At 53.6% G+C, this 11,725-nt stretch carries 9 protein-coding genes; 4 read left to right on the top strand and 5 right to left on the bottom strand.

All coding sequences use genetic code 11. The features are described 5' to 3' along the window. Nucleotides 1–2: 2 nt before the first annotated feature. The 4 genes from efeO to ACJHX7_RS01420 all read right to left on the bottom strand — a co-directional run bounded on the left by efeO (nt 3) and on the right by ACJHX7_RS01420 (nt 4,560). The gene (efeO, locus tag ACJHX7_RS01435) at nt 3–1,130 is read right to left on the bottom strand and encodes an iron uptake system protein EfeO (RefSeq protein WP_032171097.1); all 1,128 of its coding nucleotides are present in this window, start codon (nt 1,128–1,130) and stop codon (nt 3–5) included. Nucleotides 1,131–1,187: 57 nt separating this feature from the next. Further along, nucleotides 1,188–2,018 (bottom strand): iron uptake transporter permease EfeU, encoded by an 831-nt coding sequence (efeU, locus tag ACJHX7_RS01430; protein WP_000497942.1) that lies wholly within the window; start codon nt 2,016–2,018, stop codon nt 1,188–1,190. 665 nt (nt 2,019–2,683) lie between these two features. Beyond that, entirely contained in the window at nt 2,684–4,192 is a 1,509-nt protein-coding gene (gene putP, locus ACJHX7_RS01425) for a sodium/proline symporter PutP (RefSeq protein WP_001018486.1), read from the bottom strand. A 158-nt stretch (nt 4,193–4,350) separates the two neighbouring features. Next, complete coding sequence (locus ACJHX7_RS01420; RefSeq protein ID WP_000979516.1) at nt 4,351–4,560, bottom strand: hypothetical protein; 210 nt, start codon at nt 4,558–4,560, stop codon at nt 4,351–4,353. A 54-nt stretch (nt 4,561–4,614) separates the two neighbouring features. Here ACJHX7_RS01420 and putA point away from each other — a divergent pair, with 54 nt between their 5' ends. After that, nucleotides 4,615–8,577 (top strand): trifunctional transcriptional regulator/proline dehydrogenase/L-glutamate gamma-semialdehyde dehydrogenase, encoded by a 3,963-nt coding sequence (gene putA / locus ACJHX7_RS01415; RefSeq protein WP_001571241.1) that lies wholly within the window; start codon nt 4,615–4,617, stop codon nt 8,575–8,577. 39 nt (nt 8,578–8,616) lie between these two features. Here the strand turns inward: putA and rutR are convergent, their stop codons facing one another. Beyond that, a complete protein-coding gene (rutR, locus tag ACJHX7_RS01410; protein ID WP_001571240.1) occupies nt 8,617–9,255 on the bottom strand; it encodes an HTH-type transcriptional regulator RutR in 639 nt (212 codons plus the stop codon). A gap of 287 nt (nt 9,256–9,542) precedes the next feature. On the opposite strand from rutR, the gene rutA reads away from it, so the two are divergent. The 3 genes from rutA to rutC are packed head-to-tail and all read left to right on the top strand — an operon-like array spanning nt 9,543 to nt 11,724. Continuing rightward, the gene (gene rutA, locus ACJHX7_RS01405; RefSeq protein WP_122992039.1) at nt 9,543–10,634 is read left to right on the top strand and encodes a pyrimidine utilization protein A; all 1,092 of its coding nucleotides are present in this window, start codon (nt 9,543–9,545) and stop codon (nt 10,632–10,634) included. Then, complete coding sequence (rutB, locus tag ACJHX7_RS01400) at nt 10,634–11,326, top strand: peroxyureidoacrylate/ureidoacrylate amidohydrolase RutB (protein ID WP_024175781.1); 693 nt, start codon at nt 10,634–10,636, stop codon at nt 11,324–11,326. The genes rutA and rutB overlap by 1 nt, the downstream gene beginning before the upstream one ends. 11 nt (nt 11,327–11,337) lie before the next feature. Then, complete coding sequence (gene rutC, locus ACJHX7_RS01395) at nt 11,338–11,724, top strand: 3-aminoacrylate deaminase (protein ID WP_001126780.1); 387 nt, start codon at nt 11,338–11,340, stop codon at nt 11,722–11,724. The last annotated feature ends 1 nt before the right edge of the window (nt 11,725 follow it).

Genomic DNA, 11,725 nt, shown 5'->3' with positions numbered 1-11,725 from the left:
GCTTAATCCAGTCCCAGCACACCACGAAGTTGCGCCAGATCTTCCGCCAGCGCAGTAATCGGCCCTTTCAGCGCATTACGGTCGGCATCGGTCAGCTTGTCGTAAGTTTCATAACCGTCTTTGGTTCGGTATTTCGCCAGAATGGTATCGACCTTTTTGAAATTGGCATCGACTTTTGCCAGCAGTTCCGGGTTGGCCTTTTGCAGTTGTGGACGCAGCAGATCGACAATTTTCTGCGAGCCTTCAACGTTAGCCTGGAAATCCCACAGATCGGTGTGGCTGTAGCGATCTTCTTCACCGCTGATTTTGCTGGCTGCCACTTCCTCAATCAGTCCGGCTGCACCGCCGACCACTTTTGAAGGTGGGAAAGCCAGTTCACTGATGCGTTTTTGCAAATCGACCACATCGGTATAAAGCTGGTCGGCATACTTATCCATCCCTTTAGTGGTGTTATCGCCAAACAATGCTTTTTCCAGACGGTGGAAACCGGTGAATTTTGGATCGGCGGCTTTTTGCTCGTAATCATCTTCACGGGCGTCAATGCTGCCATCCAGATCGGAGAACAGTTCAGCAATCGGTTCAATGCGCTCATAGTGCTGGCGCGTCGGCGCATACAGTGCTTTCGCTTTTTCGATATCGCCTGCTTTAATCGCGTCGGTAAAGGCTTTGGTGTCGGTCACCAGCTGCGTGGTTTCCGCCATGACATACGCTTTATATGCAGTAATTGCACCACCAAGACTTAACAGCGCATCACTTTGCGCCGCATCCGCCGTTGCCTCACCTTTGACGATCAACTTCCCTTTCGGGTTAGTCAGCAGACCGCAGGTCATATCGTATTCGCCAGGCTGTAAATTCGCCGTCATTTTCTGGCTAAAGCCAGGGGCGATATTTTCCCGCTCTTCCACCACCATCACGCCTTTGAGGATCTCCCACTCCAGCGCCTTCTGGCTGTGGTTCTGAATAATGAACTGTGTTTTACCGGCATTAACCGTAATGGTCATCGGCTCGCACTGCTTATCCGTTACGGTCACTTTGACTTGCGGAATATCAGCGGCGTTAGCCATAAAAGCAGAAGAGAACAGCGCAGCCACGCTCAACTGCAATGCGTTACGGCGGAAGTTAATGGTCATGACGAGACTATCCCTTTAAAGTATGTTGTAACTAAGCAAGAGTTTGCGTCGTATTTGTTACGCGGAGCGAGACGCTGTCGCCCCTGCGCGTGGTGGCAGAGCAAATGCCACCAGCGCCGGGATGAGATAAATAAACCAGACGGCGACTTCGCTGACACTCGGCGCTTCCTGATAGCCAAAAATCCCTTCCATCAGCGTGCCAAACAGCGAGTGAGTTGAGAGCACCGCGCTCATATCGAAGGCGATTTCCTGAAAGTGGTTCCACAATCCGGCTTCATGAAATGCGCGAATGGCACCAGCCGCCAGCCCTGCGGCGACGAAGAGAATAAACAGGCTGGTCCATTTAAAAAATGCACCAAGATTGAGGCGAATACCGCCCCAGTAGAGCAGGAAGCCAAGCACCACGGCTGTAGCAAGACCGAGCATTGCACCCAGCGGCGGCCAGATCCCGACATCTTGTTGAAACGCCGCCAGCAGGAAAAAGACCGACTCCAGCCCCTCCCTTGCAACGGCAAAAAAGACCATCATCACCAGCGCCCAGCCATGATGATTTCCACGCTGCAATGCGCTGTCGACTGCCTGCTCCAGTTGTACTTTGACGTTGCGCGACACTTTGCGCATCCAGAAAACCATCCAGGTAAGGATCACCACGGCGATCACCGCCACGATACCTTCAAACAGTTCCTGTTCTTTTTGTGGAAATTCGCCGGTGGTTTCGTTAATGAAGATACCCAAGCCCAGGCACAACGCAGCGGCAAGCAACACGCCAATCCACATCACACCAATCCATCGGCCTCGCTGGGTACGCTTAAGATAGCTGGCAATCAAACTGACAATCAGCGCGGCTTCAAGTCCTTCGCGCAACATAATGAGAAATGGAACAAACATGCCACCCACCCTTAAACGTTTTTCTGAGTCAATCTATGCAAAGAAAAGTAAATCGCAGTGATATCGATTATCATTACGACAAAGAAAAATACAAGCGAAATGTTTATAAAATGATGTTGGATTGTAAACAAAGAGAGGTAATGCCAGGGGATATAAACGATTATTCCAGGTACAAAGATGGGATTGTTTACAACGAGCCAGGTGTTCTTGCCAGATGCCGCGTAAATGCCTTATCCAGCCGACAAAACTGTCCAGACTCAATGCATCAGAGCTTCCATGTAAAACTGATAAGCGGGTGTATCAAGCAATTTCGTCCATTCGCGATTATCAAATCTAACTTTTTGCCCGGAACATAATAACAGCTCGGGTGTTGGTGGCGTCAAAATCGCTGAAGCGTTCCCCGAAGGCCGGGGCAGCCCACATGGATGTGGGCTGAGGGCGCGTCTTACAGGACGTTACCTCGCGCCCGACCCGGTAGCCGAAGGGGATAAGCTGAAGGTACCGCGCAGCGGCGATTTTGTTTGCCAGAGCCCGGGGGTGCAGGGGGCGGCGGCGATTGGCCGCCCCCTGCGCGCTCCCTGCACCATTCAATTTATATGGCGAGGCACATTAAGGGAGCGCAACCCGCTGCTGAAGCCAAACAAAACCGCCGCAGGCTAAGTCCCTTAGCTTTCCTGCAACCGTGACGGCGGAGCCGAATGATAGTGCGCATCGGCCTCGGCAAAGCGTTTTTGCATCGCCGCTGACGGCGCTTTACCCAGCAAACTAAACACTACAATCCCGATACTACCAAAGATAAAGCCCGGAATAATTTCGTACAGACCCAGCCAGCCGAACTGTTTCCAGACGATAACCGTCAGCGCACCGATGATCATCCCCGCCAGCGCACCGTTGCGCGTCATGCGTGACCACATCACCGAGAACAGCACCACCGGACCAAACGCCGCGCCAAAGCCTGCCCACGCGTAGCTCACTAAGCCCAGCACGCGGTTTTCCGGGTTTGCCGCCAGCGCAATCGCCACCAGCGCCACCACCAGCACCATCACACGCCCTACCCACACCAGCTCTTTCTGGCTGGCATGTTTACGCAGAAACGCTTTGTATAAATCTTCGGTAATCGCACTGGAACATACCAGCAGCTGGCAGCTTAAGGTTGACATTACCGCCGCCAGAATCGCCGACAGCAGAATCCCGGCAATCCACGGGTTAAACAGAATTTGCGCCAGTTCGATAAACACGCGTTCAGCGTTCTGATTTACCGCACCTGCTACCGCCGGGTGCTCATTAAAGTAAGCAATACCAAAGAAGCCAACAGCCACCGCCCCTGCCAGGCAGAGGATCATCCAGGTCATACTGATACGACGCGCATGGACAATGCTGTGGTGAGAATCCGCCGCCATAAAACGCGCCAGGATGTGCGGTTGCCCGAAGTAACCCAGTCCCCAGCCCATCAGCGAGATAATGGCAACAAAGTTCAGCCCTTTGAGCATATCCACGTTTTCGATGCTCTTTTGTTTGATCACTTCCAGCGAGTCGCCAAACCCACCAACGCTAATGATTACGATAACCGGCGTCAGTATCAGGGCAAAAATCATCAGGCTGGCCTGTACAGTGTCAGTCCAGCTCACCGCGAGGAAACCGCCAATAAAGGTGTAAAGGATCGTCGCCGCAGCCCCCGCCCACAGAGCCGTTTCGTAGCTCATGCCAAAGGTACTTTCAAACAGACGCGCGCCTGCCACAATGCCCGAAGCGCAATAAATGGTGAAGAACAGCAAAATAACCAGCGCGGAGATAATGCGCAAAATGCGGCTTTTATCTTCAAAGCGCCCGGTGAAATAATCCGGCAATGTTAAGGCGTTATTGTTGTATTCGGTATGCACACGCAACCGCCCGGCCACCAGCTTCCAGTTGATCCACGCGCCTAATGTCAGGCCAATGGCGATCCAGCTTTCGGAAATCCCGGAAAGAAAAACAGCGCCTGGCAACCCCATTAACAGCCAGCCGCTCATATCCGACGCCCCCGCCGATAATGCCGTCACGAATGGCCCAAGACTACGACCGCCCAGAATATAGTCGTCGAAGTTTTTCGTTGATCGCCAGGCGATAAACCCAATCAATATCATGCCAAAGATATAGACACAAAATGTCACCAACATCGGTGTGCTAATAGCCATCTAAAGTCTCCAAAAAATTATTATCGGCAATGTCGAAACTTGCCGTTATATCTGCCACCGGAACGGGGTAACAGAGTTTATGTTTTACCAGGGCGACCGTATCCTGCCGGAAGCGCTGGTTATTCACAATCGATTTAACACACCATTTACATTAAATTTTAGTGCTCAGCGACACTATTTTTCATCAGGTTGCACTCTCTCACATTTTTTGCGGTTGCACCTTTCAAAAATGTTAACTGCCGCAGAGAAAAAGTCTGAGTTATTTTTTTAATCCCTGTCATATCGATTTCTTTTATTAACATTTCATTCATTTTTAAGCTTGCTACGCAGGTCACATTTAACATGGTTGCACAAAGTTGCAACATCATGGATATTTCACGATAACGTTAAGTTGCACCTTTCAGAACAACAGGAGTAATGGCATGGGAACCACCACCATGGGGGTTAAGCTGGACGACGCGACGCGTGAGCGTATTAAGTCTGCCGCGACACGTATCGATCGCACGCCACACTGGTTAATTAAGCAGGCGATTTTTTCTTATCTTGAACAACTGGAAAACAGCGATACTCTTCCGGAGCTACCTGCGCTGCTTTCTGGCGCGGCCAATGAGAGCGATGAAGCACCGACTCCGGCAGAGGAACCACACCAGCCTTTCCTCGACTTTGCCGAGCAAATTTTGCCCCAGTCGGTTTCCCGCGCCGCGATCACCGCGGCCTATCGCCGCCCGGAAACCGAAGCGGTTTCGATGCTGCTGGAACAAGCCCGCCTGCCGCAACCAGTTGCTGAACAGGCGCATAAACTGGCGTATCAACTGGCCGATAAACTGCGTAATCAAAAAAATGCCAGTGGTCGCGCAGGTATGGTCCAGGGGTTATTGCAGGAGTTTTCGCTGTCATCGCAGGAAGGCGTGGCGCTGATGTGTCTGGCAGAAGCGTTGTTGCGTATTCCCGACAAAGCCACCCGGGACGCGTTAATTCGCGACAAAATCAGCAACGGTAACTGGCAGTCACACATTGGTCGTAGCCCGTCTTTGTTTGTTAATGCCGCCACCTGGGGGCTGCTGTTTACCGGCAAACTGGTTTCCACCCATAACGAAGCCAGCCTCTCCCGCTCGCTGAACCGCATTATCGGTAAGAGCGGTGAACCGCTGATCCGCAAAGGTGTGGATATGGCGATGCGCCTGATGGGCGAGCAGTTCGTCACGGGCGAAACCATCGCGGAAGCGTTAGCCAATGCCCGCAAACTGGAAGAGAAAGGTTTCCGTTACTCTTACGATATGCTGGGCGAAGCCGCACTGACTGCCGCAGATGCACAAGCGTATATGGTTTCCTATCAGCAGGCGATTCACGCCATTGGTAAAGCGTCCAATGGTCGTGGCATCTATGAAGGTCCGGGCATTTCAATCAAGCTGTCGGCGCTGCATCCGCGTTACAGCCGCGCCCAGTATGACCGGGTAATGGAAGAGCTTTACCCACGTCTGAAATCACTCACCCTGCTGGCGCGTCAGTACGATATTGGTATTAACATCGATGCCGAAGAGGCCGATCGTCTGGAGATCTCCCTCGATCTGCTGGAAAAACTCTGTTTCGAGCCGGAACTGGCAGGCTGGAACGGCATCGGTTTTGTTATTCAGGCTTATCAAAAACGCTGCCCGTTGGTGATCGATTACCTGATTGATCTCGCCACCCGCAGCCGTCGCCGTCTGATGATTCGCCTGGTGAAAGGCGCGTACTGGGATAGTGAAATCAAGCGTGCACAGATGGACGGCCTTGAAGGTTATCCGGTTTATACCCGCAAGGTGTATACCGACGTTTCTTATCTTGCCTGTGCGAAAAAACTGCTGGCGGTGCCGAATTTAATCTACCCGCAGTTCGCGACGCACAACGCCCATACGCTGGCGGCAATTTATCAACTGGCGGGTCAAAACTACTACCCGGGTCAGTACGAGTTCCAGTGCCTGCATGGTATGGGCGAACCACTGTATGAGCAGGTCACCGGGAAAGTTGCCGACGGCAAACTTAACCGTCCGTGTCGTATTTATGCTCCGGTCGGTACACATGAAACGCTGCTGGCGTATCTGGTGCGCCGCCTGCTGGAAAACGGTGCTAACACCTCGTTTGTTAACCGTATTGCCGACACCTCTTTGCCACTGGATGAACTGGTCGCCGATCCAGTCACTGCTGTAGAAAAACTGGCGCAACAGGAAGGGCAAACTGGATTACCGCATCCGAAAATTCCCCTGCCGCGCGATCTTTACGGTCACGGGCGCGACAACTCGGCAGGGCTGGATCTCGCTAACGAACACCGTCTGGCCTCGCTCTCTTCAGCCCTGCTCAATAGTGCACTGCAAAAATGGCAGTCCTTGCCAATGCTGGAACAACCGGTAGCGGCAGGTGAGATGTCGCCCGTTATTAACCCTGCGGAACCGAAAGATATTGTGGGCTATGTGCGTGAAGCCACGCCGCGTGAAGTAGAACAGGCGCTGGAAAGTGCGGTTAATAACGCGCCAATCTGGTTTGCCACTCCTCCGGCTGAACGCGCGGCAATTTTGCATCGCGCTGCCGTGCTAATGGAAAGCCAGATGCAGCAACTGATTGGTATTCTGGTGCGTGAAGCCGGAAAAACCTTCAGTAACGCCATTGCCGAAGTGCGCGAAGCGGTCGATTTTCTCCACTACTATGCCGGACAGGTGCGGGATGATTTCGCTAACGAAACCCACCGTCCATTAGGGCCTGTGGTATGTATCAGTCCGTGGAACTTCCCGCTGGCGATTTTCACCGGACAGATCGCTGCCGCACTGGCGGCAGGTAACAGCGTGCTGGCAAAACCGGCAGAACAAACGCCGCTGATTGCCGCGCAAGGGATCGCCATTTTGCTGGAAGCGGGTGTACCGCCAGGCGTGGTGCAATTGCTGCCCGGTCGGGGTGAAACCGTGGGCGCGCAACTGACGGGTGATGATCGCGTGCGCGGGGTGATGTTTACCGGTTCAACCGAAGTCGCTACGTTACTGCAGCGCAATATCGCCAGCCGCCTGGACGCTCAGGGTCGCCCTATTCCGCTCATCGCTGAAACCGGCGGCATGAACGCGATGATTGTCGATTCTTCAGCACTGACCGAACAAGTCGTAATAGATGTGCTGGCCTCGGCGTTCGACAGTGCAGGTCAGCGTTGTTCGGCACTGCGCGTGCTGTGCCTGCAAGATGAGATTGCCGACCACACGCTGAAAATGCTGCGCGGCGCAATGGCCGAATGCCGGATGGGTAATCCGGGTCGCCTGACCACCGATATCGGTCCGGTGATTGATAGCGAAGCGAAAGCCAATATCGAGCGTCATATTCAGACCATGCGTAGTAAAGGCCGTCAGGTGTTCCAGGCGGTGCGGGAAAACAGCGAAGATACCCGTGAATGGCAAAGCGGCACCTTTGTCGCTCCGACGCTGATCGAACTGGATGATTTTGCCGAATTGCAAAAAGAGGTCTTTGGTCCGGTGCTGCATGTGGTGCGTTATAACCGTAACCAGCTGCCGGCGCTGATCGAGCAGATTAACGCTTCCGGTTATGGTCTGACGCTTGGCGTCCATACGCGCATTGATGAAACCATCGCCCAGGTCACTGGCTCGGCGCATGTTGGTAACCTGTATGTTAACCGTAATATGGTGGGCGCAGTGGTTGGGGTGCAGCCGTTCGGCGGCGAAGGGTTGTCTGGCACCGGGCCGAAAGCAGGCGGTCCACTCTATCTCTACCGTCTGCTGGCGAATCGCCCGGAAAGTGCGCTGGCGGTGACGCTCGCGCGTCAGGATGCAGAGTATCCGGTCGATGCGCAGTTGAAAGCCGCATTGACTCAGCCGCTAAATGCACTGCGGGAATGGGCAGCAAATCGTCCAGAATTGCAGGCGTTATGTACGCAATATGGCGAGCTGGCGCAGGCAGGAACACAACGATTGCTGCCAGGGCCGACGGGTGAACGCAACACCTGGACGCTGCTGCCGCGTGAGCGCGTATTGTGTATCGCGGATGATGAACAGGATGCGCTGACTCAGCTCGCCGCCGTGCTGGCGGTGGGCAGCCAGGTACTGTGGCCGGATGACACGCTGCATCATCAGTTAGTGAAGGCATTGCCATCCGCAGTCAGCGAACGTATTCAACTGGCGAAAGCGGAAAATATAACCGCTCAACCCTTTGATGCGGTGATCTTCCACGGTGATTCGGATCAGCTTCGCGCATTGTGTGAAGCCGTTGCCGCGCGGGATGGCGCAATTGTTTCGGTGCAGGGTTTTGCCCGTGGCGAAAGCAATATCCTGCTGGAACGGCTGTATATCGAACGTTCGCTGAGTGTGAATACCGCTGCCGCTGGCGGTAACGCTAGTTTAATGACGATCGGTTAAACAGGTAGCCGGAGGATGTTACAACCTCCTCCGGCATCATTAGCGTGGTCGAATCCCCTCAATAATAATCCGCTGCACGTTTTCAACCGTTTGATTGAAAAATACCTCATCGCGCAACGTCGCGCCTGTCACCGCCTCCACCTGAGGGGCGAAATCGGCGTAATGTTGAGTGGAAGCCCAAATCATAAAAATCAAATGCTGCGGGTCAATCGGCGCGAGTTTGCCGCTTTTTACCCAACCGGCAATCAGCGCGGATTTCTCATCAATTAATGCCTTCAAATCGCCCGTCAGTTCATCCATTAACAACGGCGCGCCTGCCAGCATCTCCATACAGAACAGGCGCGAAGCCTGCGGATAATCGCGGGAAACTTCCAGCTTCAGACGGATGTATTCTTTGATCGCCGCCAGCGGGGCGAAATCTTCACGAAACGCTTTTAACGGTGCCAGCCAGATATCGAGAATCTGCCGCAGTACGGCTATATACAGCGCCTCTTTTGACGGGAAGTAATACAGCAGATTGGTTTTTGAAACGCCTGCCAACTCTGCGATCTGCTCCAGCCTTGTGCCGTGAAAACCGAATTGTGAAAAAGTGTCCAGTGCTGCGCTAAGAATCGCTTTTTTCTTCGCGCTTACTGCGCGCGAACGTTTACCCGTTATTTTCACTGCGCCTTGCGTCATGCGCTCTCCCCTCTTGTAGATTGGCAACAGGATAGCAAAACCCCCGCCCGGCCTCGACCTTCTGCACTCTCATCGCGCACGGATGCATGTTTTATGTGCAACTGTTTTGACCGTTTAGTCCACTTTTTTCCAGATATTTCAGACAACCAAACATTAACACATTAATAACATTCGCTTTTTAAAAACTGGCATCCGCTTTGCAAACAAGCCATTACGCGGCTGAAAAGGATATGCAGGATGCAGCGCCCCGTCTGACTTTCACTTTACGAGACGAAGAGAGGTTGATGATGAAAATTGGCGTATTCGTACCTATTGGCAACAACGGCTGGCTCATTTCGACCCACGCGCCGCAGTACATGCCGACCTTTGAACTGAATAAAGCCATTGTGCAAAAAGCGGAGCACTACCATTTCGATTTCGCCCTGTCGATGATCAAACTGCGTGGCTTTGGCGGCAAAACTGAGTTCTGGGATCACAACCTTGAGTCGTTCACCTTGATGGCGGGGCTGGCAGCCGTGACCTCGCGGATTCAGATTTACGCCACTGCCGCCACCTTAACGTTACCTCCGGCAATCGTCGCCCGTATGGCCGCAACCATTGACTCCATCTCTGGCGGGCGTTTTGGCGTCAACCTCGTGACTGGCTGGCAAAAGCCCGAGTATGAGCAGATGGGGATCTGGCCTGGCGATGACTATTTCTCCCGTCGTTACGACTATCTCACCGAATATGTTCAGGTGCTGCGCGACCTGTGGGGCACGGGCAAAAGCGATTTTAAAGGCGATTTTTTCACCATGAATGATTGTCGCGTCAGTCCGCAACCGAGCGTACCCATGAAAGTGATCTGCGCCGGGCAAAGCGACGCTGGCATGGCGTTCTCCGCCCAGTATGCCGATTTTAACTTCTGTTTCGGCAAAGGCGTAAATACACCCACGGCTTTCGCCCCGACCGCTGCGCGGATGAAACAGGCCGCAGAGCAAACCGGGCGCGACGTTGGCTCTTATGTGTTGTTTATGGTGATTGCCGACGAAACCGACGATGCCGCTCGTGCAAAATGGGAACACTACAAAGCGGGCGCGGATGAAGAGGCCTTAAGCTGGCTAACCGAACAAAGTCAGAAAGATACCCGCTCCGGTACAGACACCAACGTCCGTCAGATGGCCGATCCCACTTCGGCGGTAAACATCAATATGGGGACGTTAGTCGGTTCTTACGCCAGTGTCGCGCGCATGTTAGATGAAGTCGCAACCGTGCCTGGTGCCGAAGGCGTGCTGTTGACCTTCGATGATTTTCTGTCGGGAATCGAAAACTTCGGCGAGCGCATTCAACCACTGATGCAGTGCCGCGCCCATCTCCCTGCGCTGACTCAGGAGGTGGCATGATGACGACCTTAACCGCTCGACCGGAAGCCATTACCTTCGATCCGCAGCAAACTGCGCTGATCGTGGTGGATATGCAAAACGCTTATGCCACGCCAGGCGGCTACTTAGATCTCGCCGGGTTTGATGTCTCAACCACTCGCCCGGTCATTGCCAACATTCAAACCGCCGTGACCGCAGCGCGAGCGGCAGGGATGCTGATCATCTGGTTTCAAAATGGCTGGGATGCACAGTATGTCGAGGCTGGCGGCCCCGGCTCACCGAATTTTCATAAATCGAACGCCCTGAAAACCATGCGTAAGCAGCCGCAGCTGCAGGGGAAATTGCTGGCGAAAGGCTCCTGGGATTATCAACTGGTGGATGAACTGGTGCCGCAGCCTGGCGATATTGTGCTGCCGAAGCCGCGCTACAGCGGTTTCTTCAATACGCCGCTGGACAGCATTTTGCGCAGCCGTGGAATACGCCATCTGGTTTTCACCGGTATCGCTACCAACGTCTGCGTCGAATCGACGCTACGCGATGGCTTTTTTCTGGAGTATTTCGGCGTGGTGTTGGAAGACGCAACACACCAGGCGGGGCCGGAATTTGCACAGAAAGCCGCGTTATTCAATATCGAAACCTTTTTTGGCTGGGTCAGCGACGTCGAAACGTTCTGCGACGCGCTTTCTCCCACGTCCTTTGCTCGTATCGCTTAAGGAGTTTAACGATGCCAAAATCCGTAATTATTCCCGCTGGCAGCAGCGCACCGCTGGCCCCCTTCGTTCCCGGCACGCTGGCTGATGGCGTGGTGTATGTCTCCGGTACGCTGGCTTTTGATCAACATAATAACGTGCTGTTTGCCGATGACCCAAAGGCGCAAACCCGCCACGTTCTGGAAACCATCCGCAAGGTGATCGAGACGGCGGGTGGCACGATGGCGGACGTGACCTTCAACAGCATCTTTATTACCGACTGGAAAAATTACGCCGCGATTAACGAAATCTACGCCGAGTTTTTTCCGGGTGATAAACCGGCGCGATTCTGCATTCAGTGCGGACTGGTAAAACCTGACGCACTGGTGGAAATCGCCACAATTGCGCATATCGCCAAGTGAG

The sequence above is a fragment of the Escherichia sp. WS1451 genome, assembly GCF_046487365.1.
In the GTDB taxonomy this organism is placed as follows: Bacteria; Pseudomonadota; Gammaproteobacteria; order Enterobacterales; family Enterobacteriaceae; genus Escherichia; species Escherichia coli.
The sequence above is the reverse complement of the archived record's forward strand: the minus strand, read 5'-3'. Positions and strand labels throughout refer to the sequence as shown.

Excerpts from the sequence above, each read along its gene's own strand:
- efeU (WP_000497942.1), bottom strand. The coding sequence starts at position 2,018 with ATGTTTGTTCCATTTCTCATTATGTTGCGCGAAGGACTTGAAGCCGCG.
- rutR (WP_001571240.1), bottom strand. The coding sequence starts at position 9,255 with ATGACGCAAGGCGCAGTGAAAATAACGGGTAAACGTTCGCGCGCAGTA.
- putA (WP_001571241.1), top strand. The coding sequence starts at position 4,615 with ATGGGAACCACCACCATGGGGGTTAAGCTGGACGACGCGACGCGTGAG.
- rutB (WP_024175781.1), top strand. The coding sequence starts at position 10,634 with ATGACGACCTTAACCGCTCGACCGGAAGCCATTACCTTCGATCCGCAG.
- rutC (WP_001126780.1), top strand. The coding sequence starts at position 11,338 with ATGCCAAAATCCGTAATTATTCCCGCTGGCAGCAGCGCACCGCTGGCC.
- ACJHX7_RS01420 (WP_000979516.1), bottom strand. The coding sequence starts at position 4,560 with ATGATGTTGCAACTTTGTGCAACCATGTTAAATGTGACCTGCGTAGCA.
- putP (WP_001018486.1), bottom strand. The coding sequence starts at position 4,192 with ATGGCTATTAGCACACCGATGTTGGTGACATTTTGTGTCTATATCTTT.
- efeO (WP_032171097.1), bottom strand. The coding sequence starts at position 1,130 with ATGACCATTAACTTCCGCCGTAACGCATTGCAGTTGAGCGTGGCTGCG.
- rutA (WP_122992039.1), top strand. The coding sequence starts at position 9,543 with ATGAAAATTGGCGTATTCGTACCTATTGGCAACAACGGCTGGCTCATT.